Below are 1813 nucleotides of genomic sequence, written 5' to 3'. Positions count from 1 at the left end.
GGCGAGGTAGGCAACGGGATTGACGTCGTTGAGCCTGCAGGTGGCCACGACGGATGAGAGCAGCGCCCAGTTTTCGGCCCCGACCTCATGGCCAGCAAACAGAGCATTTTTTCTGGTCAAGCATACTGGCCGGATGGCGTTTTCGACTGGGTTAGTGTCGAGCTCGAGCCGGCCGTCGCCGAGGAAGCGAGTGAGCCCTTCCCAATGAGCAAGACCATAGCGGATGTCTTCTGCCAGCTTTGAGCCCGAGGAGATCATCGACAATTGCTTTTCAAACCACGGCTTCAAGGCGGCGATGATCGCGGTGGAGTACTGCTGTCGCGCGGCGAGCCGAGCTTGTGGCGTCATGCCGCGCACCGTCGCCTCGACGGCGTAGAGCGTGGCGATCTGGCGCACGGCGGCTTCGGCGATCGGGGACTTGGTGTTGCGCGCCAGCTTCACAAAACGTCGGCGCAGATGGCTCCAGCAATGGACGAGCATCCACGGTCCTTGCGGCCGTTCCAGGCGTGTCAGCCGGTCATAGCCCTCATAGGCGTCGACCTGCAGGAACTGTTCGCCGAAGCCTTGAAGGAAGCGTTCGGCATGCTCGCCGCCGCGCCCCGGCGCATAGTGGAACAGCACAATGGGCGGGCCTTGGCCCCCATGGCCGCGGTCATCGGAAGCGATCGCCCAGAAGAAGCCCTTCTTGACCTTGCCGCGTCCGGGATCGAGCACCGGCGCGGTGGTCTCGTCCATGAACAGGCGATCCGCGCCAGCCAGATGCTTGCGCATCTGCTCGGCTATCGGCTTGAGATGGAAGCAGGCCCGGCCTGCCCAATTGCCCAGTGTGGCGCGATCCAGTTGGATGCCCTGGCGAGCGTAGATCTCGGCCTGCCGGTAGAACGGCAAGTGATCGCCGAACTTGGCGACGATGACCTGGGCGATCAGCGCCTCGGTCGGCAGGCCGCCAGGCACGATATGCTCGGGCGCATGCGCCTGCACGACCGCGCTCGAGCAGCGCCGGCAAGCGTATTTCGGGCGGCGCGTGACCAGAACGCGCAACTGCGCCGGGATCGCGTCGAGCCGCTCGCTGACATCCTCGCCGATCCTGGCCATCTCGCCGCAGCCGCAGGGGCACAGCGTGCTCTTGGGCTCGATGATCCGTTCCACTCGCGGCAGATGGGCAGGCAAATGACCGCGGTTGCGCAGGCGTGAACCGGAGGCGCCGTCCGAACGACCCTGGATGACCCGTTGCGCCTTTTCCTGCGCGGCATCGAGCACCCCCTGCGCGATCTCCACGTCTTCGAGCGGCAGGTGGTATTGATCCGGATGCAGTTTCTCGGACTTGGCGCCGAACTTCTCGTGATTGAGTTGCCCGACGATGGTCTCCAGGCGCCGCCGCGCCTCTTCGGATGCAGCCAAGGCAGCCTGGTGCTCGGCCAGGGTCGCTTGCGTCTGGGCCAGGAGCGCCTTCAAACGCTCGTTCTCTTCCTGGAGAACCGTCAGATTCATGCACTAAATCAACCACATGGTCTCCGAGAATGCCATCAGAGACAACGCAGCTGAGTCACTGTGCCACACTCATCCGCAACTGCGGACGCCGTGCCCGCTCGGGGCGAACCAGTCTCCAGTCCAGCCCTTCGAACAAGGCCGCCAACATCGCCGGCGACATTCGCATCACCCCGTCGCGAACCTGCGGCCAGACGAACTTCGAGCCCTCGAGCCGCTTGTGAACGAGCACAAGGCCGGTGCGATCCCAGACCAAAATCTTGATCCTATCAGCCCTTTTGGCCCGGAAGACGAAGGCCGCCCCGCAGTATGGGTCGAGGCCGAG

General features: G+C 64.1%; 2 protein-coding genes. Both read right to left on the bottom strand.

The genetic code is table 11. From position 1 onward, the window contains the following. Positions 1 to 1491: IS66 family transposase (tnpC, locus tag CKW40_RS42140; RefSeq protein ID WP_095205370.1), on the bottom strand; the 1491-nt coding region annotated here is incomplete at its 3' end. Between the two features lie 55 nt (positions 1492 to 1546). Then, the coding region (gene tnpB / locus CKW40_RS46180) for an IS66 family insertion sequence element accessory protein TnpB (RefSeq protein ID WP_143748531.1) at positions 1547 to 1813 on the bottom strand (267 nt) is incomplete at its 5' end.

This window comes from Mesorhizobium carmichaelinearum (genome assembly GCF_900199455.1).
Classification (GTDB): Bacteria; Pseudomonadota; Alphaproteobacteria; order Rhizobiales; family Rhizobiaceae; genus Mesorhizobium; species Mesorhizobium carmichaelinearum.
Note: the sequence above shows the minus strand (reverse complement) of the source record. Positions and strands in the feature narration are given on the sequence as shown.